This is a genomic window from Actinophytocola sp., from assembly GCF_035634895.1.
Classification (GTDB): Bacteria; Actinomycetota; Actinomycetes; order Mycobacteriales; family Pseudonocardiaceae; genus Actinophytocola.
Window position 1 is genome coordinate 1 of record NZ_DASQCC010000230.1, and the last position, 21,157, is coordinate 21,157.

17 protein-coding genes are annotated in these 21,157 nt (G+C 72.2%); 3 read left to right on the top strand and 14 right to left on the bottom strand.

What is annotated here, in order from left to right:
• From VET29_RS35620 to VET29_RS35685, 14 genes are all read right to left on the bottom strand, one after another.
• Positions 1 to 1,777: carbohydrate binding domain-containing protein (locus VET29_RS35620; RefSeq protein ID WP_324929119.1), on the bottom strand; the 1,777-nt coding region annotated here is incomplete at its 3' end.
• 88 nt (positions 1,778 to 1,865) lie between these two features.
• Positions 1,866 to 2,813 carry a metalloregulator ArsR/SmtB family transcription factor gene (locus VET29_RS35625; protein ID WP_324929121.1) on the bottom strand — a complete coding sequence of 316 codons (948 nt, stop codon included), beginning with the start codon at positions 2,811 to 2,813 and terminating at the stop codon, positions 1,866 to 1,868.
• Positions 2,814 to 2,939: 126 nt separating this feature from the next.
• A complete protein-coding gene (locus VET29_RS35630; protein WP_324929123.1) occupies positions 2,940 to 4,019 on the bottom strand; it encodes an alanine racemase in 1,080 nt (359 codons plus the stop codon).
• The gene (locus tag VET29_RS35635; protein ID WP_324929125.1) at positions 4,019 to 4,855 is read right to left on the bottom strand and encodes an amidohydrolase family protein; all 837 of its coding nucleotides are present in this window, start codon (positions 4,853 to 4,855) and stop codon (positions 4,019 to 4,021) included. Before VET29_RS35635 ends, VET29_RS35630 begins: the two co-directional genes overlap by 1 nt.
• Positions 4,849 to 6,405, bottom strand: a complete 1,557-nt coding sequence (locus VET29_RS35640; RefSeq protein ID WP_324929127.1) for a D-aminoacylase — start codon at positions 6,403 to 6,405, stop codon at positions 4,849 to 4,851. Before VET29_RS35640 ends, VET29_RS35635 begins: the two co-directional genes overlap by 7 nt.
• 19 nt (positions 6,406 to 6,424) lie before the next feature.
• On the bottom strand, positions 6,425 to 7,276 hold the full coding sequence (locus VET29_RS35645; protein WP_324929129.1) for an IclR family transcriptional regulator: 852 nt from the start codon (positions 7,274 to 7,276) through the stop codon (positions 6,425 to 6,427).
• Positions 7,276 to 8,265 (bottom strand): oligopeptide/dipeptide ABC transporter ATP-binding protein, encoded by a 990-nt coding sequence (locus VET29_RS35650; RefSeq protein WP_324929130.1) that lies wholly within the window; start codon positions 8,263 to 8,265, stop codon positions 7,276 to 7,278. The genes VET29_RS35645 and VET29_RS35650 overlap by 1 nt, the downstream gene beginning before the upstream one ends.
• The gene (locus VET29_RS35655) at positions 8,262 to 9,245 is read right to left on the bottom strand and encodes an ABC transporter ATP-binding protein (protein ID WP_324929132.1); all 984 of its coding nucleotides are present in this window, start codon (positions 9,243 to 9,245) and stop codon (positions 8,262 to 8,264) included. Before VET29_RS35655 ends, VET29_RS35650 begins: the two co-directional genes overlap by 4 nt.
• Positions 9,242 to 10,144, bottom strand: a complete 903-nt coding sequence (locus tag VET29_RS35660) for an ABC transporter permease (protein WP_324929134.1) — start codon at positions 10,142 to 10,144, stop codon at positions 9,242 to 9,244. The genes VET29_RS35655 and VET29_RS35660 overlap by 4 nt, the downstream gene beginning before the upstream one ends.
• Positions 10,141 to 11,100, bottom strand: a complete 960-nt coding sequence (locus VET29_RS35665) for an ABC transporter permease (protein WP_324929136.1) — start codon at positions 11,098 to 11,100, stop codon at positions 10,141 to 10,143. Before VET29_RS35665 ends, VET29_RS35660 begins: the two co-directional genes overlap by 4 nt.
• Positions 11,101 to 11,164: 64 nt before the next feature.
• Positions 11,165 to 12,751, bottom strand: a complete 1,587-nt coding sequence (locus tag VET29_RS35670; protein ID WP_324929138.1) for an ABC transporter substrate-binding protein — start codon at positions 12,749 to 12,751, stop codon at positions 11,165 to 11,167.
• A 29-nt stretch (positions 12,752 to 12,780) separates the two neighbouring features.
• Positions 12,781 to 13,644 (bottom strand): fumarylacetoacetate hydrolase family protein, encoded by an 864-nt coding sequence (locus VET29_RS35675; RefSeq protein WP_324929140.1) that lies wholly within the window; start codon positions 13,642 to 13,644, stop codon positions 12,781 to 12,783.
• Positions 13,644 to 14,522, bottom strand: coding sequence for a Gfo/Idh/MocA family oxidoreductase (locus tag VET29_RS35680; RefSeq protein ID WP_324929142.1), 879 nt, complete (start codon positions 14,520 to 14,522; stop codon positions 13,644 to 13,646). Before VET29_RS35680 ends, VET29_RS35675 begins: the two co-directional genes overlap by 1 nt.
• Positions 14,519 to 15,535: a Gfo/Idh/MocA family oxidoreductase gene (locus tag VET29_RS35685; RefSeq protein ID WP_324929144.1), complete on the bottom strand. Its 1,017-nt coding sequence runs from the start codon at positions 15,533 to 15,535 to the stop codon at positions 14,519 to 14,521. The genes VET29_RS35680 and VET29_RS35685 overlap by 4 nt, the downstream gene beginning before the upstream one ends.
• A gap of 119 nt (positions 15,536 to 15,654) precedes the next feature.
• On the opposite strand from VET29_RS35685, the gene VET29_RS35690 reads away from it, so the two are divergent.
• The 3 genes from VET29_RS35690 (at position 15,655) to VET29_RS35700 (ending at position 21,113) form a co-directional block, all read left to right on the top strand.
• Positions 15,655 to 17,004, top strand: coding sequence for an aspartate aminotransferase family protein (locus tag VET29_RS35690; RefSeq protein ID WP_324929146.1), 1,350 nt, complete (start codon positions 15,655 to 15,657; stop codon positions 17,002 to 17,004).
• A gap of 64 nt (positions 17,005 to 17,068) precedes the next feature.
• On the top strand, positions 17,069 to 19,051 hold the full coding sequence (locus tag VET29_RS35695; protein WP_324929147.1) for a hypothetical protein: 1,983 nt from the start codon (positions 17,069 to 17,071) through the stop codon (positions 19,049 to 19,051).
• A gap of 4 nt (positions 19,052 to 19,055) precedes the next feature.
• The gene (locus VET29_RS35700) at positions 19,056 to 21,113 is read left to right on the top strand and encodes an alpha-galactosidase (protein WP_324929159.1); all 2,058 of its coding nucleotides are present in this window, start codon (positions 19,056 to 19,058) and stop codon (positions 21,111 to 21,113) included.
• Positions 21,114 to 21,157 lie beyond the last annotated feature (44 nt).

The window sequence follows — 21,157 nt, forward strand, 5'->3', positions numbered from 1 at the left end:
CGATGAACTGCTCGCCGTAGCGCATGCCGGCCATGCCGTAGATCTCCGACGACGCGCCCGCGCGGGACGGGTACCGGGCGGCCACCTTCTCGTGGTCGAGGGCGTCCGACGCCAGCGCGAACCGCGGCGCGGTCCAGTGCACGAAGTCCGTGCTGAACGACGTGTACACGGTCCGTGCGCCGTAGGGCGAGCCGGTCGGGTACTGCTTGCTCAGCGCCACGAAGCGGCCGCCGTTCGTCGGGTCCCAGCCGACGTTCACGACGTCGAACCCGGGCAGGACGGTGTTGCCACCGTTGAGATCGGTCCAGGTGACGCCGTCACGCGAGGCCATCGCCGAGTACAGCCCGTTCTTCGGGTAGAGCGTGTAGTACCGCATGCTCGACGCGTTTCCCGGGTCGTACCGGGGGTTCTCCGCGATCCCGCCCGGTCCGTGCGCGGAGACCGGGCCGGTGCCGAACCGCGTCCAGTGCACACCGTCGGCGCTGGTCGCGAGGCCCGTCCCGGCGGCGCTGTTGTACCACATCCGGTACGTGCCGTCGGTTTCCCTCAGTACGGCGCCGCCGAACCGCGGGTTGGCGTCCCACGTCCCGCCGCCCAGCACCACCCCGGTCGCGCCGTCGGTGAGCGACGTGTCGCCTTTGGGCGTGCCCCGGACGACCACGCGGGTCATGCCGGTATAGGACTCCACGCGTTGGTCGCCGATGAACAGCACGCTCCCGGTGCCGACCGCCTCGGCGTACCGACTGTCCACACTGGATCGAAGGGTCACGTCGTCCCACACCGTGGTGCCGGTGTCCGCGTTCTCGCTGTAGAGCCGCAGCGTCACCGAGGTCGCGTCCGACGGCGCCGTCTTCGACACGGTCAGCCGCCGCCAACCGGAGCCGGCCGTGACGTCCACGTGCGCCTTGTACGGGTCCGAGGAGGACCCGTCGGCCTTGCGGTACTCCAGGTACAGCGAGCCGGTGAGCCCGCTGGTGAGCTGGTACCAGGCGGTCGCGGTGAGCGTCTCGCCGCCCGTCACGGGAATCGCCTTGCTCAGTGCCGTCACGCCGGTAGTGCCGCTGCCGTCCACCATGCGCAGCGCGCGGTCGCCGGTGTGGACCGGGGACGAGACGAGCTGCGCGCTGCCGGTGACGCTCCACGGCGAGGGCAGCGGCGAGTCGTGCAGGTCCTCGAACGAGCTGTTGGGCACCTTGCGTGCCGGCGGCGGCGCCGAGTCGAGCGTGACGTCGTCCCACACGGTGGTGCCGAGCGCGGACTCCTTGCTGTAGACGAGAACCGTCGCGGTCGTGGCGTCGTCCGGCGCGACCGCGCCGACGGTGAGGGCCTGCCAGCCGGTCGCGCCGGTGACGTCGGTGGCCACCACGGCCCCGTCGATGCGGGAGCCGTCGGGGCGCCAGTACTCCAGGTACAGGGACCCGGCAGTTTGGTCGACACGTTGCGCGAAGGCGTGCGCGGTGAGCGTCTCACCCGGGACGACCGCGACGGGCCGGCTGCGGACCGACACGCTGCCGCCGGTGCCGGCGGAGGTGTCGGTGACCTTCAACGCCGCCGACCCGCCGTGCACCGGGCCGGCGGTGACCATCGCGGTGCCACCGGATCCCGTGACGTCCCACTGGCTCACGGCCGACGCGGAGGCCTCGAAGCCGGCGTTGGCCACGAGCCGGGCAGCGGTCCAGTCGGCCAGGGGCCGGACGGAGGGCTCGGCCGGCGAGATGAGGACACCGGCCACCAGACCACCGGCCAGCGCGGATCCGAGCAAACGAGATCGTCCCATGTCCACTCCTCACTCACGAGTGCGGCATGACGTTAGGGCCGGCGGGCCGGACGCCGGAAGCCATTGCCCCCCAGGCGAAATAGTTGCCTCATTCGGCCAGCAGCGCGCGCCCCTGTGGCGTGAGCGAGTGGAGCACCGACTGGCCGGCGCGGCAGCTGCTGACCAACCCGGCCGACCGCAGCACCGACACCTGCCGGCTCGCGGTCGGCGGCGTGGCCCCGATCCGCGTGGCCAGGTCCTTGGTGTTGCACGGGCTCTCCCGGATCGCCGCCAGCACCCGCGACCTGGTCGGGCCGACCAGGTCGGACAGTGGTCGGCGCGCGTTAGCCGAGACCGGCAGGGCACGCCGGATCGGGTAGACGAGCGTCGGGGCCAACGTGTCGTCGCGGAACGTCGTCGGTGCTCCCCAGCAGAAGAACGACGGCACCAGCAGCAGGCCGCGGCCGTCCAGCCGCAGCTCACGGGCCACCGGATAGGCCAGCTCCAGCACCGGGTACGCCCACCGCGCGGTCGGGTGCAGCTCCCGCAGCAGGCGCTCCACTCCCCCGCTCGCGAGCAGCGACGCCTGGAGCTCGCGTTGCCGCGCCACGGCCGTCCGCACTCGCGGCCAGTAAGGCGCCAGGCAGGCCGCGAAGTACCGGCCGGCGGCGTCACCGAGCAGGCGCAGCACGTCCGGCCGGCCGTCGGCGAGGCCCGCGGTCCAGGACGGCGGCGGCCGCTCGGCGGCGAGCACCGCCAGGTCCGTGCGCAGCCGCCGTTTCGGCGTGCTCGTCAGCGTCGCCAGCCCCGCGGCCAGGGACGTGCCGTTCGGGGTGAGGAAGTCGGCGTAGTAGCCGGCCGCCGGCACCAGGTCGGTGAGCAGCCGCGTGCCCGCCGGCACCTCGACCGGAACCGACCGCCACCAGTCCGCGAAGAAGGGCCCGCCGTCGCGTCTTCGCAGGCGGTGCAGGCTCAGCACCAGCTCCCACATCGGCAGCGGGGCGGCGCTCAGCCTGGTTCTCGCCAGGTCGTCGGGCGTGAAGACGATCCTCAGCACGGCACCCCCACGGCTGGTCAGGGACGGGTGGCCCGCGCGAGGGTGCCGCCACGGCCGGCGGCCTGGACCAACCGGCGGGCGTTCGGAACACGCATGGGTCGAGCACACGTGAAACGGCGTTCCATGTCAATAGCGCGCGGAGATCGGCCACTCGTCGAGCACCGTCGTGCCGCGCACGGCATGGGCGTGGCTCCACATGTTCGTGGTGCCACAGGCGTGGTTCGGCACCACGCGGACGACGTCGCCGACCGCGAACCCGCCGTCGTGGCACAGGAATCCGTGTTCCTCGTTGGCCTCGGCGAAGGTGACGTCGGGCAACGGCTCGCCGCCGGGGCCGACGACGACGCCGACGGAGCCCGCCGCGGCGACCGCGTCGGAGCTCATCGCCTTGACGCCGGCGTCGATGATCGCCCGCCCGTCGCGCTGGACCGAGACGACCCGCGCGAGCACGGTCAGCGCGCACCGGTCGATGGTGGTGCTGCCCAGCCGCACCTGGTTGGCGTCGTAGTACACGTACGTCCCTGGCCGGGCCTCGGTGACGCCCGCGACGAACGGCGCCGACGTGGCGCCGGGCGTCGACCCGACCGACACGACGTCGACGGTGTGGCCCGCGGCCCGCAGCGCGGCGGCGACGGCCACGAGCCGCTCCCCCGCCGCGGTGCCCGCCTTCTCCAGCGCCGGCCGGTCCGGGGACGCCGCGAGGTGGCCCTCGTGGGTCAGCACGCCACGCAGCCGCAACCCGGGCAGGGCGGCGAGCTCCGCGGCCGTCCCGGCGGCCCGCTCCGGTTCCACGCCCAGCCGCGCGTGCCCGGTGTTCACCTCCAGCAGGAACGGGACCGTCACCCCGGCCGCGGCCGCCGCGGCGGACAGCGGGCGCGCCGCCTCGACCGAGTCGAGCGTGACCGTCAGCCCCGGGGTCGCGACGGCGAGCGCCACCCGGCCGGGACCAACCGGAACGTTGGCCCACAACAGGTTCCGCACGCCTCGGCCACTCAGCCACGCCACCTCGGCGGGGGTCGAGCAGGTCACCCCGGCGGCACCCGCGGCGAGCTGCCTGCGGACGACCTCCCAGCACTTGGACGTCTTCACGTGTGGCCGCAACGCCACCCCGGAGCCGGCGAACGACGCCGCCATGGCCGCGACGTTGGCGTCCAGGCGGTCGACGTCGACCAGCAGTGCCGGGGTGGCCAGCTCGCGCAGGTCCATCAGGCCAGCCCCAATGCCGCGCGTGGGTCGCCGTCCACCAGCCACTCGACGGTCTCGGGCCGGACCGCGGGGTAGCCGGACGGCCGCATGGTGGCCAGCTCCCGCAGCCCGGTCACCGCCTCGGCCGGTGTCCACATCGGATAGTCGGAGCCGAACAGCAGCTTCGGCACGACGTCCCACTCCTGGGCACGCACCAGCGCGAGGAACCCGTCGAGCGGGCGGGCCCACGCGGCCGACACGTCGCCGAACACGTTGCGGTTCTTGCGGAGCACGACGATCGTCTCGCGCTGCCACGGATGCCCGAGGTGCGCGATGATCTGCCGCAGGCCCGGGTGCCGCCGCGCCACGTCGTCGACCAGCAGCGGCTCGGACAGGTCCAGGCGGCCCTCGGGGCTGGGGGTGGCGCCCATGTGCCACAGCACGATCAGGCCCGCCTCGGTGGCGGCGCGGAAGAACGGGTCGTGGGCGGGGTCGCGCGGGTCGAAGTGCGCGAGCACCGGGTACAGCTTGATCCCGCCGAGGCCGCGGGCGATGCCGTCGGCGAGCTGGTCCAGCACGTCGGCGTCGGACAGGTCCAGCGCCATGAAACCGACCGTGTTCGTGGCCGTCTCGGCGCAGAACCTCTCGACGAACTCGTTCGGGGTGATCACCCCGGCGCGGGTCGCCCGCATGCCGAACACGAACGCGAGGTCGACGCCGGCCGCCGCCATCGCCTCGTCGTACTGCGCCGGCGTGTTGTCCGGGTAGTCCGTGCCGTAGACCGGCCGCCAGTTCCGGTGCCACTCGCAGCCCCAGTGCGCGCTGAGGTGACAGTGGGTGTGCACGTCGATCAGCATGCGGCTCCTCGGAGTACTCGGCCGGCCCGCGTGCCGGTGTGCCCGCCGCCGTCGACGGCGACCGCGCCGTTCACGAGGACCAGGTCGATGCCGGCGGCGAAGGAGTGCGGGGCGGTGAACGTCGCCGTGTCGGCGAGCCGGGCCGGGTCGAACACGACGACGTCCGCCGGCGCGCCGGCGGACAGGACGCCGCGGTCGGTGAGCCCGACCCGCGCGGCGGGCGCGGACGTGCAGCGGCGGATGGCGTCGGGCAGGTCCGCGGCGTACCGGGTCAGGTAGCGGGGGAAGCAGCCGTAGCTGCGTGGGTGCGGCACGCCGGCGCCGGTGACGCCGTCCGGGTCGAGCGCCTGCCCGTCCGAGGCGACGACGGCGCTCGGATGCGCGAGGACCGTCCGCAGGTCGTCGTCGCTGCGGCCGCCGGCGGTCATCATCACGCCGGCGCCGAGCGAGGCGAGCAGATCGAGAGCGGCCTCGTCGCCACCCAGCTCCGCGACGGTGCGGCCCAGCGCGGGCACCGGCCTGGCCGTCCAGCTGATGGTGATCTCGTCCCAGGTGGTGGGACGCGTCCGCCACTCGGCACGGATGCGCGCACGCACGTCCTGGTCGAGGAGGCGGGACGGCCACGCGTCGGCGCCGCCCTCCTGTGCCCAGGCCGGCAGGAGCTGGGCCAGTGGCGCGTTGCCGTGCAGGTACGGGTAGATGTCGACGCCGACCGAGCAGCCGTCCGCGTTGGCCGCGTCGACCAGGTCGAGCGCGTGCCGCACCGCGCCCCAGTTTCGCCTGCCCACCGCGGCGAGGTGCGAGATCTGCGTGCGGCACCCCGTCCGGCGGGCGACCGAGACCGCCTGGGTGACCGAGTCGACCAAGCCGTCGTCGTAGCTGCGCACGTGCCACGCGAAGACCTTGCCGGCCGCCGCCGTGACCTCGGCCAGCGCGACCAGCTCGTCGTCGGCCACGAACGGCAGCGGCGCGTAGACCAGGCCGGTCGACAGCCCGACCGCGCCCGCGTCCAACGCGTCACGCAGCAGCCCGCGCATCGTGTCCAGCTCGGCCGCGGTGGCGGGGGTGTCGCCGAACCCGCACACCCGCGCGTGCAGCGGCAGGTGACCGGCCAGCGCCGCCACGTTCACGCCCGGCCCGGCCGCGGCGACCGCGTCGAGGTAGCCCGCCAGGTCCGACCACGTCCAGGCCACGGACGGGTCCAGGTCGAGGTAGCCGACGGCCGCGCGCAGGTCGTGCTCCGCCGGCGCCGCGACGCCGAGCCCGCAGTTGCCGACCACCTCGGTGGTGACGCCCTGGCGCACCTTGCTGAGCGCACGCGGGTCGGACAGCAGCGTCAGGTCGGAGTGGGTGTGGATGTCGACGAACCCGGGGCAGACGACCCGGCCGGACACGTCGACGTGCGGGACGTCCGGGGGCACGGCGTCGCCGACGGCCGCGATCCGGCCGTCCCGCACCAGGACCGAGGCGTACCGGCCGGGCGTGCCGGTGCCGTCGACGACCAGCCCCCCGGTCAACGCGAGACCTGGATCGCGGCTCCGTGTCGTCATGGTCGAACGGTTCCCCGGGTCACGCGCCGGCCGACCGCAGCGACCGGTGCACGATCCGCAACGCCGTCGTGAAGTCCGGGTCGACCGCCATCTTCTCGACCACCTCGGCCAGTGCCGCGACGTACTCGTGCTGCTTGGTGGTGCCGAACTCGCCGGCCGGCCCGGACACCGACAGCGCGGCCAGGCAGTCCCCGCCGACCCGTACCGGCACCGCGACGCACCGCAGGCCGCTGCTGCGCTCGTTGTCGTCGAGCGCGTAGCCGCGGCGGGTGGTCCTGCGCAGGTCGCGGTACAGGTCCTCGATGGACGTGATGGTGTGCTCGGTGAACGCCGCGAACGGCTCGGCCGGCACGGTGCGCGCCACCTGCTCCTCGGTCAGGCCGGACAGCAGGACCTTGCCCAGCCCGGTGCAGTACGTGTGGTCGCGGGAGCCGAGCGCGGTGGTGAACCGCAGCGGCCGGTCCGGCTCCGCGACGCCGATGTGCAGCACCTGGTCGCCGTCGAGCACGCCGAGGTTCGCGGTCTGCCCGGTGCCGGCGGCGACCGGCCTGAGGTACTCCTGCGCCACGACCGTGAGATCCAGTGTGGACACGTACGAGCTGGCGAGCCGGTGCACCTTGTGGCCGAGCCGGTAGGACGGCCGCTCGTCGATGCGGACGATGTACTCCATCTCGGTCAGCACGGCCAGCAGGCGCACGAGGGTGCTCTTGGGCAACGCCGTGGCGTCGCTGAAGTCGCTGAGTGTCAACGGTTCCGACGCCGCGGCCAGCATCTCGAGCAGCGCGAGGCCACGGGCGAGCGCGTTGGCGTGGTAGTTCGCCGACGCGGGTTTCGAGTCGTCGACCGACACCTGTCGGGTCGTACGGGCCATCACACGCTCCTAGGTGGAGTGACTTCGGGGAAGTGGCACGCACTCGGGTGCCCGACGCCGAGCCGGTCGGCGAGCGCGGGCGCCTCCTGCGCGCAGACATCCTGCGCCTTCCAGCACCGCGTCCGGAAGCGACACCCGCTCGGCGGGTTGCTCGGGCTCGGCACGTCACCGGTCAGGGTGATCCGCTCCCGGCCCGCCCTGCCCACCGGGTCGGGCACTGGGATCGCGGAGAGCAGGGCCTGCGTGTACGGGTGGGTCGGGCGCGTGAAGATGTCCGCCCGCGTGCCGGTCTCCACGATGCCGCCGAGGTACATCACGGCGACGCGGTGGGAGATGTGCCGGACCACCGACAGGTTGTGGGAGATGAACAGGTACGCGAGGCCGAGCCGCTGCTGCAGTGCGCGGAGCTGGTTGATCACCTGTGCCTGGACGCTGACGTCCAGCGCGCTGACCGGCTCGTCCAGCACGATCAGCTTCGGGTCCAGTGCGAGCGCCCTGGCGAGCCCGACGCGCTGGCGCTGCCCGCCGGAGAACTCGTGTGCGTAGCGGCGTGCGTGCTCGGGGCGCAGGCCGACCATGTCGAGCAGCTCCGTGACACGGTCGGAACCGCCGTCCCGGTAGCGCCCCTGCACGCGGAGTGGTTCGGCGATGATGTCGTGGACGGTCATCCGCGGGCTCAGCGAGGCGTAGGGGTCCTGGAACATGATCTGGATGTCCCGCCGCCGCGGGCGCAACTGCTTCTGGGACAGGGTGGACAGGTCGTCCCCGTCGAACTCGATGCGGCCCGCGGTCGGCTCCATCAGCCGGACGAGCAGCCGGCCGGTGGTGGACTTCCCGCAGCCCGACTCCCCCACCAGCGACAGCGTCTCGCCGGCGTCCAGTTCGAGGTCCACGCCGTCGACGGCCCGGAGGTGGCCGACCGTGCGGCGCAGGACTCCCCTGCGGATGGGGAAGTGCTTGGACAGGCCCTCGACCCTGAGAAGAGTCACGGGCCCACCTCCTCGGCGTAGTGACAGGCACTCTGGCGGCCGTCCCCCACCTCGCGTAGTTCGGGGCGGTCCGTCACGCAGCGGTCCCGCGCCAGCGGGCAGCGTGGGTGGAACGGGCACCCGGCCGGCGGGGCGATCATGTTCGGCGGGTTGCCGGGGATGGCGTACAGCTCGTCCGTCGCGGTGTCCACTCTGGGCAGGCTCTTCAGCAGCCCCACCGTGTAGGGGTGCCTCGGCGACGCGAACAGGTCCTCGACCGTGGCGGTCTCGGCCACCCGGCCCGCGTACATGACCACCACCCGGTCGGCCAGCTCGGCGACCACGCCCAGGTCGTGGGTGATCAGGACGGTCGCGGCGCCGGACTCGCGCTGTGCCTTGCGGACCAGCTCCAGCACCTGTGCCTGGATCGTCACGTCGAGAGCGGTGGTCGGCTCGTCGGCGATGATCAGGTCCGGGTCGTTGGCGATGGCCATCGCGATCATCGCGCGCTGCCGCATGCCGCCGGAGAACTCGTGCGGGTACTGCCTGGCCCGCTGTTCGGCGTCCGGCACGCCCACGAGCCGCAGCAGCTCGACGGCGCGGCGGCGCGCGGCCTTCCGGTCGCGGGTGGACTGGTGCAGGAGCACGGCCTCGGCGATCTGGTCGCCGATGGTCATCACCGGGTTCAGCGCGGTCATCGGGTCCTGGAAGATCATGCCGACCGGCCCGCCACGGACCTTCCGCAGCTCGGCACGCGACATGGCCCGCAGGTCGCGGTCGCGGAAGGTCAGCGCGCCGGCGCTCACCCGCGCCGGTGGCTCCCGCAGCAGCCGCAGCACGGACATGGCTGTGACGCTCTTGCCGGACCCCGACTCCCCCACCACGGCGACGATCTCACCGGGGAACACGTCGAACGAGACTCCGTCGACCGCGTGCACCACCCCGTCGTCGGTCGGGAAGTCCACCGTCAGGGCGTCGATCCGCAGAAGTGGCTCGGTCATGCCTGCCTCGGATCCACGGCGTCGCGGAGGCCGTCGCCGATGAAGTTGACGGCCAGGACGGTGAGGGCGACCGCGATGCCCGGCGAGAGCCACAGCCAGGGCTGGCTCGCGATCACGGTCAGGCTCTGCGCGTCGGTGAGCATGTTCCCCCAGCTGGCCGTCGGTGGCTGGATGCCGAGGCCGAGGAACGAGAACGTGGCCTCCATCCCGACCGCCTGCGCGGTGGCGAACGTGGCGGCCACGCAGATCGGCGGCAGCGCGGCCGGAATGACGTGCCGGGCCATGAGCCAGCCCTGCCCGGCGCCCGCGGCCCGCGCGGCGAGCAGGTACTCGTGCTCACGCAGCGACAGCGTCACGCCGCGGACGATCCGGCCGCACGTCGGCCACTGGAACGCCCCGATCGCGATGACCAGGGTCGGCACGCTGGGCCCGAGCACGCCGGCCACAACCACGATGACGACCAGGCTCGGGAACGACATGAAGATGTCGGCCAGCCGCATCACCGCCGTGTCCACCCAGCGGCCGAGCAGACCGGCGAGGCTGCCGAGCACCGCGCCCAGCACGACCGCGAGCGCCGCGGCGGAGAGCCCGACACCGAGGGAGACCCGGGCGGCGTGCAGGAGCCGGGAGAACACGTCACGGCCGGTCGGGTCGGTGCCGAGCCAGTGCGCGCCGGACGGCGCCGCACGCGCGTGCACCAGGTCGATCGCATTGGGATCATGCCCGGAGATCACCCCGGCGAACACGGCGCCGACGATCACCAGCAGCAGGAACACCACGCTGGCCGGCGCGAGCGGATGCCGGCGGAACCTACGCAACCCGGTCCGCCACGGCGTCCGCGCACCCACGGTGGACGACGCTGTGGGCTCGGCCGGCAGGCCGGCGGGGATGTCGGTCATCGCAGCCTCACCCTCGGGTCCACGACGGTGTAGAGGACGTCGGCCAGGAGGTTGAACAGCAGCACCAGGATCGCGACCAACAACGCGAAACCGATGATCACCGAGTAGTCCTGCTGCCGGACCGAGCTGACCGCGAGCTGGCCCATGCCGGGCCACGCGAACACCTGCTCGATGACGACCGCGCCCGCGAGCAGCTGCCCCATGTTGGACGCGATCACGGTCAGCACCGGGATCAGCGAGTTGCGCAGCGCGTGCCGGTACACGACCCGGCGCGGCGAGGCGCCCTTGGCCTCGGCCGTGCGCACGTAGTCCGCACCCAGCTCGGTGATCATGCTGCCACGGATGTAGCGCAGGTAGGTCCCGGTGTTGGCGATGCCGAGCACCACCGCGGGCAGCACCAGATGCCGGATCGAGTCGAGGAGGCCGGGGTTGGCCGGGTCGGCGATACCGGCCGACGGCAGCCACTGGAACCGCAGCGTGCACACGTAGATCGCGAGCAGGCCGATGAAGAACACCGGGATGGACACCGACCCGAGGCTCACCACCGCGGTGCCGTAGTCCCAGACCGAGTTCCTCCGCCGCGCGGCCAGGATGCCGAGCGGGAACGCGACGAGCAGCGAGATCACCAGGCCGATGAGCATCAGCTCCACGGTCGGGCCGATCCGCTCCCCGAGCAGCTCGGTGACGGGACGCCCGTTGAGCAGGGAGTAGCCGAGGTCGCCCTGGAGGGCACTCGTCAGCCAGAACCAGTACTGCACGAACACCGGCCGGTCCAGGCCGAGCGCGTGCCGCTGCTCCGCGATGTACTCGGCGCTGCCGGAGTTGAGCTGGTCGGCCGGGATCCGCATCGCGATCGGATCGCCGGGCGCCTTGTGCACCAGCCAGAAGATCGCGACGGTGATCAGGAAGAACACCAGCACGTTGGTCGCCAGCCGCCGCACCAGGTATGCGCCCATCTCGCCTCCCTTCGCTCACTCGGGGTGGACGGGTGGCGGGCACCGTGCCCGCCACCCTCGTGGTTCAACCCGCGATGCTCCAGCTCGCCGGGTCGTAGAACCCGGAGTCCTGGGAGCCGGGCGCCCTGAAGCCCTTGACCTTGTCGCGCACGCCCCACAACCCGTTGGGCGAGTACAGCCACATCAGGTCCGCCTGCTTGTTCTCCTCCTTGGCGGCCTGGTCGTAGAGCGACTTGCGCTCCTTGTCGTCGACGGTCGCGTTGGCGCGGCTCATCAGGTCGTCCAGCGTCGGGTCGCAGAACTGGTTGATGTTGCCACCCGCGGGGAACCGCTGCGCGCAGGCGGTGATGTAGATGACGCTCGACGAGTCGATCGCGTAGTTGCCGCCGCCGTAGAGCGTCATGTCGTACGACTTGTCCTGGTAGCTCTTGGAGATCTGCGCGGCCTGGACGTTGACCAGGTTCACCTTCACCCCGACGGCGGCGAGCTGGTTCTGCACGATCGTCGACGTCGCGTCGCGGTCACGCTGGCCCTGCACCCACTGCAGGTTGATGGCGCGGTTGGGGTCCCACCCGGCCTGGGCGAGCAGCTGCCTGGCCTTGGCCGGGTCGTAGGAGTACTCGTCGAGCCCGCTCGGCTCGTTGTCCTTGGCGAAGTCCGAGAGCCGGACGTCGGCCTTGCCGGCCAGTACGGTCTTCACGATCTGCTCGCGGTCGATGGCGTACAGGAAGGCCTGCCGCACCCGCACGTCGGCGAAGTAGTCCTTGGCCTGGTTCAGCGCGATGCGCACGAACCCGGCGCCCACCTTCTCCTGTGTGGACACTCCGTCGAACCCGGCGACGGTGTCGATGTCGGTCGGCGAGTAGGACGCGATGTCGATGCCGCCGTTGCCCAGCTGCGCGGTGGCGGCGTCGGAGGTCATCGGCTTGAGGTACACGTCCTTGATCTTGGCCGGGCTGCGGTAGTTCGGGTTCGCGGTCACGTGCACGTACTGGTTCGCCCGGTACTCGACGAACCTGTACGGCCCGATGGTCACCTTCGGCTCGTGGAAGAAGTCGTTCTTCGCGATGTCGGCGGACGGCGTGCCGGACAGGACGTGCGCCGGCAGGATGTAGGCGATGCCGATCTGCGAGACGAGACCGAAGTTCGGCGACGTGGCCCTGATGACGAACGTGTCGTCGTCCGGCGCCTCGAAGCCGGCGATGTCGGTCGCCCTGCCCGCCACGAAGTCCGCGACGCCGGCGACCGCGGTGTAGAGCCCCGCCGTGGCGCTGCCCGACTTGGGGTCGGCGAGCAGCTTGTAGGTGTACAGCACGTCCTTCGAGGTGAACGGCTTGCCGTCGCTCCACCTGAGACCCTTGCGGAGCTTGAAGGTGAACGTGGTGGCGTCCGAGGACACCTCGTAGCTCTCGGCCAGCCTCGGCTGGAGCCTGTAGTCGGGGTCGACACCGAGGAGTCCCTCGTACAGGAACGACATCACCTGGTTGTCCGGGCCGCTGCTCGGGGCGAGCGGACCGAACAGGCCGGCGGGTTCCTGGTACAGGTAGACGTTCAGGGAGGAGCCGGAGCCGCCGCTGCTGGGCCGCGGCCCCGCACAGCCCGCGACGGCGAGCGCGGCGATCGCCAGCGCGGCGACGAACTTTCGACGCATGGGAATGCCTCTCTGGTGGGGAAGGGAGCCTAGGCGACGGTGTTGCGCAGGGTGCCGAGCCCGCCGACGACGACGGTCAGCTCGTCGCCGGTGGCCAGGTACTCGCCGGTGGCGGCGCCGACACCGGAGGGGGTGCCGGTCTGGATGACGTCACCTGGTTCGAGGGTCATCAGCCGGGAGGCGTGGGCGACCAGCTCGGCGACCGTGAAGATCATGTCCTTTGTGGACCCGTTTTGTTTGGTGACGCCGTTGACGGCCAGCTCGACGGACAGTGCCTGCGGGTCGGGCACCTCGTCGGCCGAGACCAGCCACGGCCCGAGCGGCGCGAACCCGTCGCACCACTTGCCGGCGAGCCAGTCGAAGAACCAGACCTGCCGGTCGTCGGTGTCCCGCTCGTAGCCGAGGTCGATCGACCGGGCGGACACGTCGTTGGAGGTCAGGTAGCCGGCGACCACGCCGAGGGCCGCCTCGACCGGGACGTCACGGGCACGCCTGCCGATGACCACGGCCAGCTCCGCCTCCCAGTCCACCTCCCTGCTGACGCCGGGCAGCGGGATCTCCGCACCGGGGCCGACGATCGAGGTGGGTGGCTTGAGGAACAGCCGGGGTGAGATGCGGGACTTGTCGAGCGGCGGCGCACCGGACTCGGTGACGTGGTCCTGGTAGTTCGCGGCGGCGGCCAGGAGTTTACCGGGCCGCAGGACGGGCGCCAGCAGCTCCACCGCGGCGAGATCGTACTCCCCCGCCGCGGCCGGCAGGGCGTCCTCGGTCAGGGGGAACACGGCGTCCAGCAGGCCGGCGAGGTCGCCGTCGCCCAGCTCCACCACCCGATCGCCGGTGGTGAGCCTGCCGTGCCGCACGGCCCCCGCGCGGCGGTAGGTGACGAGACGCATCAGTCGGCCTCTCCCAAGGTGATCGGCTGTCCGGAGTTCAGCGACCTGGCGGCCGCCTCGACCACACGCTGCGCGTGGATCGCGTCCGCCACCCCGAGTTCGGCGCGACCGGTGCGCACGCCGGCGGACAGCACGTCGAGCAGCGCGGCCACCGTGTTCGGTCCGGTCCACGCGCTGGTCGTGCCGCCGACCGTGCGCACCAGGACGCCCGGTTTGGTGGCGTCGACGGCCAGCACGCCGTGTGAGCCGCTGATCCGGTAGCGGTGCACGGCGAGCCCGGCCGGGCGGACGTCGGCGAGCCCCGCGACCCGTCCACAGAGGATCGTGCTGGTGGCGCCGTGGTCGTGGTCGAGCAGCAGCGTGACGAGGTCGGCGCCGCCGACCGCGTGCACGCGGCGGACCGCCAGCCCCAGCAGGGCGTGCACGGCGTCGATCGGGTAGAGCGCGAGGTTCACCAGCTCGCCGGTGGGCGCCGGGTCTCCGCCCGCGACGAGGAAGTCGCACTGGACGTTCCACGGCAGGCCGACCCGGCCACCCCGTACCGCCGCGGTCGCGGACCGCAGTGCGGCGCCGAGGCGCTGGTGGTGTGCCGGCACGACCAGCACCCCGTGCTCGCGGGCCAGGCGGGCGATGTTCTCGCAGTCCTCGACGGTCGCGGCCATCGGCTTGTCGGCGAGCACGTGCTTGCCGGCGCGGACCAGCCTGCCGATGGCCTCGGCCCGCTCGTCGAGCGGCACGGCGACGCTCACCACCTCGGCCTTGGCGAGGTCGTCGACGATCTGGAAGTCCGGGTGCGCCTCGAAGGCCGGGCGGTACATGGCGTTCTGGTGGTCCTGGGTGCCGATCCCGGCGGCGCCCTCCAGGTAGACCGTGATCACGCGGCGACCCCCAGCTCGACCGGGCGCCCGGTCGAGACCGACTCCTCGACGGCCACCGCCAGCTCGACCGCGCGGACCGCGTCGCTCACCGGCATGGCGGGTGGCGCGCCGCCGATCGTGTCCAACCAGGACTCGAACTGGGCGCCGAACCCGTCGACACCAGCCGCCGCCACGAGGCCGGTGCCGCCCTCGGTGAACAGGAACGCGGCCTCGTCGGCCCAGTCCTCGCTGATCATCCCGGCGGACCCGACCACCCGCAGGTCACGCAGGCCGAACGAGCCGGGCCGGTGCGCCCTGCTCATCTCCAGCACCGCGACCTCGCCGCCCGCGTACTCGACGACCATCTCCAGGTAGTCGTTGATGCGGAGCTCGGCGGCGGTCTGGTGCCGGCCGCGGGCGTACACGCGGACGGGGTCGGCGGACAGCCACCAGGTGGCGAGGTCGAGAACGTGCACACCGTTGTGCAGCGCGTGACCGCCGGACGCGACCGGGTCGGCGGCCCACGCGTCCCAGCCGGTCCAGATCCAGCCGCCCAGGATGGACAGCCGGACGTGGGCGGGGCTGCCGATCACGCCCGCGTCGATGGCGTCCTTGACGGTGCGGCCGTAGCCGTGGTGGCGATGTGAGTGCGCCGCCATGAGCACCCGGCCCGCCGCGGCGAACGCGGCGGCGAGGGCCTGTGCGTCGGCGACCGTCGTGGCGAGCGGTTTCTCGACGAGCAGGTGCTTGCCGGCGGCCGCGACGGCGGCGCCGACACCGAGGTGGGTGTGGTTGGGCGTGCAGGCCACGACGGCGTCGACGTCCGGCCAGGCGAGCGCCTCGGCCAGGTCGTCGGTGTGCGGGATCGCGCCGTGCGACCGGGAGAAGGCCGCGGCGCGGCCGGGGTCGGTGTCGACGATCCCGACCAGGTGCGCGCGGTCGCTCGCGGTGACGGCGGCGGCGTGCACCTCGGCGATGAACCCGGCACCGACGAGCAGTGTGCCGATCCTGCTCGGCACGGAACGTTGTTCCATGTCGGACATCCTGAGTTCGGCCGGCGGTCATGTCAAGAAGCAACAGGGTGCCGCACGTGCGCGGGGGAAAACATGGAACACCTTGCCATGTCGTTCGGCGCTCATCTAGCGTCGCCGGTATGCCAAGCTCTGCACATCCGCGCGGCCAGGCGATCGCGGACGCCGCGGCACGCGTGATCCCCGGTGGCGTCAACTCGTCGACCCGCTACATCGGGGCCCCGTACGCCTTCACCGCGGCGGACGGTGCCCACGTCGTCGACGCCGACGGCAACCGCTACCTCGACTACCACGCCGCGTTCGGCGCGATCCTGTTGGGCCACAACGAACCCGTGGTCAACGACGCGGTGCGGGCCACGCTCGGCGGGGTCGACCTCGTCGGTCTCGGCGTGACCGAGGCCGAGGTGGCGCTGGCACAGCGGGTGGTCGAGATCATCCCGTCGGCCGAGTCGATGATCGCCACGATGAGCGGCTCGGAGGCGGTCGCACAGGCGATCCGGCTGGCCCGCGCGGTGACCGGCCGCGATCTCGTGGTGAAGTTCCAGGGCGGCTTCCACGGCTGGTCCGACGCGGTGGCCCGCAACGTGATCTCCGCGCCGGACCGGGCGTACGGCCGCGACCCGCTGTCCGGCGGCATCCTGGCCCAGGCCGTCGACTCGACGCTGATCGCGGAGTTCAACGACCTCGACTCGGTCACCGCGCTGTTCGACCGGTTCCCGGACCGGGTCGCCGCGGTGATCATGGAGCCCATCCCCCACAACGTCGGCGCGCTGGTGCCGACGAGCGAGTTCGTCTCCGGGCTGCGCAAGCTCACCGAGGTCAACGACGCGCTGCTGATCTTCGACGAGGTGATCACCGGCCTGCGGCACTCGCTTGGCGGCTACCAGCAGGTCATCGGCGTCACCCCCGACCTCACGACGTTCGGCAAGGGGCTGGGCAACGGGTTCCCGTCCGGCGGCGTGGCGGGCCGCCGCGACCTGATGGAACACTTCAACGGGCAGACGGGTGACGTCCTGCTGGCCGGCACGTTCAACGGCAACCCGATCGGCTGCGCCGCCGCGCTCGCCACCATCGGCTACCTGCAGGAACACCCGGACTTCTACGAGCGCACGTTCGCACTCGGCGAGCGGATGCGCACCGGGCTGGCCGAGATCGTGACCGAGCTGAACATCGACGCGACCGTCGCCGGGTTCGGCGGCGTGTTCGTCCTGTACTTCGCGAAGCCGCCCGCGCTGGGCTACCGGGACCTCATGCGCAACAACGACGAGGCCTACGTCGCGTTCCACCGCGGCATGACCGACCGCGGCTTCCTCATGCTGCCGATGGCGTTGAAGCGCAACCACATCTCCGGCGCGCACACCGCGGAGGACGTCGAGCGCACCCTGGAGGCGGCCCGCGACGTGCTGGGCGAGCTACGAAAGGCGGGCACCATCTCACCGGGACACCAGCCGCATCGAGGAAATCCCGGGTAGCATTGACATGAAACGGCGTTCCATACAGGCTGGCGACATCCCCGCCGTCCCTGTTGGAGGGCCGATGAGACTACGCAAACCCATGCTGGCAACGCTGATCGTCATTGCCGCGACCGCCGTCGTGCCCGCGTCGGCGTCCGGCCAGACGCCACCGGCCACCGTGGACACCACCACCGGACTGCTGCCGAACGGCGGCTTCGACCTCGGCGACCGGTCGGGCCATCCCGTCGCGTGGGCCGTGGACGGCAACGCCGCCGGGGCCACGATCGTCAACCTGTCCGCCTACCGCACCGCGGGCCTTGGCTCGCTGCAGACCACGAACACGGCCGGTGGCAACGTGACCGTCACCAGCCAGCGCGTCGTCGCCGCGCCGGGCAACGAGTTCACGCTGACGGGCCGGCTGAAAGGACGCGGTGGCAACCCGCCGACGGTGTCGCTCGTGTTCACGAGCTTCGAGAACACGGTGCTGGACACCCGGGCGGTGAGCCCCGCGGCGAACCTGGACTGGCAGACGGTCACCGTCACCGGTGTCGCGCCGGCCGGCACCGCCACCGTGTCCGTGCGCATCGGGGCCACTCCCGACCAGGTCGGCCAGTACTACTGGGACCAGGTCACGCTCCGGAAGGCGCCCGCGCCCTACGACCCGAACCTGGGCACCGCGCGGGAGCTGTTCCTCGACGACTACCGCATCGAGTCCACGAAGGACGTCGGCCGGGTCGTCCACCCGGCGGAGAAGCTGCCCGACCCGGTCATCTCGCCGGACAAGCCGTGGGAGTCGTCGGCCTACGTCTACGGCTCGGTCTTCCGGATCGGCGACGTGTACCGGATGTGGTACGACTGCAACAACGACGTCTCCCCCGGCTACTACCTCTGCTACGCGGAGAGCCGCGACGGCGTGCACTGGACCAAGCCGCTCGGGCGCGGAAACGTGGGCTACAAGGACATCCCGGCATCGAGGACGAACCTGGTCATCGCCGGCGGCGGCACCATCGCGTACAACCCGGGCGCCGCACCGGACCGCCGGTACGCGTTGATGCAGTTCCACTCCGGCCTCGTCAACGACACCCTCGGGTACTACGTCTACTTCTCCCCGGACGGCTACACCTGGACCGCCGGCAGCGACCGGCCGGTGCTGCTGGACGGCGACGTGTCCAACGTGACGTGGGACCCGCGCACCCAGCAGTACATCGCGACGATCAAGAAGCGGATGTTCACCTCCGGCACGCCCGGCATCTACAACCGGTCCGCGTTCCTGTCCACCAGCAGGGACTTCCTGAGCTGGAGCGCGCCGGTGCTCGCGGTCAGCGGCGACCACGCCGACACCGGTGCGGCACAGGCACTCGGCGGACTGGAGGGCCAGATCTACGGCATGCCGGTGCTGCCCTACGAGAGCACGAACATCGGCCTGCCCTGGGTGTTCCTGATCACGAACTACACCGTGGGGTCGCAGTCCGGCGCGGGCGCCGGCCCGGTCCTGCCGGAGGTCGCGTCCTCGCGTGACCTCGTCAACTGGAGCCGCCCGGTGCGCGATCCGGTGCTGACGCCCGGTCAGCCGGGCGCGTGGGACGACGGCGCCCTGTACACCGCGTCCAACGCGCTGGTCACCGACCGCACGGTCACCATGTACTACGGCGCGTTCAACGCCGACCACGGCGGCCCGGACCTGACCGACCCCGACCACGTGGGCTACCTCGGCCAGAGCGGCATGGCGACCTGGCGGCGCGACGGGTTCGTGTCGCTGACCAACGCCTCCCGCCCGCACAGCGGCGACCCCGGCTTCGTCGTCACGAAACCGTTGGTGTTCAAGGGATCCACTCTGACCGTGAACACCGTCGTGCACCGGGGAGGCGCACTGGCGGTCGAGGTCCTCGACGCGGCGACCGGCCAGGTGATCCCGGGGTTCACGTCGAGACCGGTCACCGGCGACCAGTACGGCGCGGACGTGCGGTGGACCGGCCACGTGCGGCTGTCCACGCTGGCCGGCAGGCAGGTCAGGTTCCGCTTCGCGCTGGCGGGGGCGGACCTCTACTCCTACTGGGTGCGGTGACCCGGTGATCCACGGGGACGGGTCGTCCGGCGCGTACCTGCTCACCGGCGACGGGTTCGGCTACGCGCTCGCCGTCGCACCGGACGGCCCGCCCCGGCACCTGCACTGGGGCGCGCCGCTCGACCCGGGCGACCTGGCGCGGTCGCTCGACGACGCGGGCACGGCACGCATCGGCTCCAACACGTGGTCGCGACCGCGTGCCCACACCGAGGAGCTGGTGACCGCGGGCGGTGCCCGGTTCGACGAGTGCGCCCTCGCACTGGCCGAGGCACCGCTCGACCCACGGTTCGTCGAGTCCGAGGTGGACGGCGAGCGGCTCACGATCCGGCTGGCCGACGGCGCCCTGGCCCTCACACTGCGGTACGAGGTCCGCGGTCCGGCGCTGGTTCGCGGACTCGAGCTGCACAACACGGGCGACGAACCGGTCACCCTCGTTCGCACGGCCTCGGCGACCTGGCCGGTACCGTGGCAGGTCGGCTACCACGCGACGACCCTCGGCGGCGGTTACGCGGCGGAGACCAACGTGCGGCGCGTCCCGCTGGGTCCCGGCAGGCTCGTGCTGGAGTCGCGGCGCGGCATCCCCGGCCACGCCTTCCAGCCGTGGCTGGCGATCGACGACGACGCGGGCGAGGGACACGGCGAGCTGTGGAGCGTCGCGGTGGCCCACGGCGGTTCGTGGCGGATCGCGGCCGAACGGTCCGGGGACGGGCACGTGCATCTGACCGCCGGCGCGGGCGACGCGGTCCGGCACCTCGCCCCGGGTGCCCGGCTCAGCCTCCCCGACACCGTCGGGGTGTACTCCTCGGCCGGACGTGCCGGTCTCACCCACCGCTGGCACGACTACGAGCGCGGCCACGTGCTCCCCCGCCCGCGGGCGGTCCGGCCCGTGCTCTACAACTCGTGGGAGTCCACGTTCTTCGCCGTCGGCCACGACGACCAGGTCGCCCTCGCCAGGCAGGCACGCGACCTCGGCGTGGAGCTGTTCGTCGTCGACGACGGCTGGTTCACCGACCGCGACGACGACCACGGCGGCCTCGGCGACTGGCGCGCCGACCCGGCCAAGCTGCCGGGTGGGGTGGTCGCGCTGGCAGAGGAGGTGCACGCGCTCGGCATGCGGTTCGGGCTGTGGGTGGAGCCGGAGTCGGTCAACCCCGGCACCGCCCTGTACCGCGACCATCCCGAGTGGGTGTACCGGTGGCCCGACCGCGAACCGACCGCGCTGCGGCACAGCTACGGCCTGGACTTCGGCAACCCGTCGGTGCGGGAGTGGGCATTCGAGACACTGCACGCGGTGGCCCGCCACGTCGACTACCTGAAATGGGACCTCAACCGCTCACTCACGGACGCGCCCGCCGCGGCCGCCCTCCGGCACGAGGCCGGCTTCCGCGCGGTGGTCGACCGCCTCCGCGCGGCACACCCGGACCTGTGGCTGGAGACGTGCGCGTCCGGCGGCGGCCGGGCCGACCTGGCGACGCTGTCCCGCTTCGAGCTGGCCTGGCCGAGCGACAACACCGACGCGTACGAACGCCTGTCCATCCAGGACGGGTACGCGTTCGTCCACAGTCCACAGACGATGTCCTGCTGGGTGACGGACTCGCCCGGCTACCTGACCGGACGCCCGGTGCCGCTGGCGTTCCGCTGCCACGTGGCGATGACCGGTGTCCTGGGCATCGGCGGCCGGCTACCCGACTGGCCCCCGGCCGACCTGGCCGAGGTCGGCGAGCACGTGGCGAGATACAAGGAGATCCGCGAGACGGTCCAGTTGGGACGGCGGTATCGCCTGCGCACCGACCCCGACCGCACCGCGGTGTGTCACGTGTCCGAGGACGGCAGCCAGGTGGCCGTGTTCGTCTTCGCCCACACCGTGCGCCAGAGCCACCCGGCTCCCCCGATCCGCCTCCGCGGCCTTCCCCCGGAGTCCCGCTACGAGGACGAGGCGAACAAGTCCTACACCGGCGCATACCTGACCGGCCACGGCCTGCGCCCGGCCCTGACCGGCGACTACGCCAGCGCGCTGATCGTGTTGACCCGCCACGACGGCGGCCGGCCGCACCCCGGATGACCCAACACCCGGCCGCGTCGCGGGTCCGGGGCGTTCCGTGGCGT